Genomic DNA, 214 nt, shown 5'->3' with positions numbered 1-214 from the left:
AGTAAAATCATTCGTAATCGACTGGGCAAACACGCCGCCGCCAATTCCGCCAAGTGCTCCTGAAATAATCACACCGATATAACGCATTTTTGTCACATTAATCCCCATCGTATCGGCTGCCATTGGATGTTCTCCAACGGAACGCAGCCGAAGTCCAAACGGTGTTTTATACATAACAAACCAAGCGATAACTGCGACAATAATCGCTAAATAC

Annotated in this window: 1 protein-coding gene; it reads right to left on the bottom strand. The window is 44.9% G+C overall.

What is annotated here, in order from left to right; all coding sequences use genetic code 11:
- Positions 1-214: ABC transporter permease subunit (locus tag ACTXGU_RS22485; RefSeq protein WP_443483709.1), on the bottom strand; the 214-nt coding region annotated here is incomplete at both ends.

The sequence above is a fragment of the Niallia sp. 01092 genome, from assembly GCF_052318935.1.
Lineage (GTDB): Bacteria > Bacillota > Bacilli > Bacillales > Cytobacillaceae > Niallia.
Note: the sequence above shows the minus strand (reverse complement) of the source record. Positions and strands in the feature narration are given on the sequence as shown.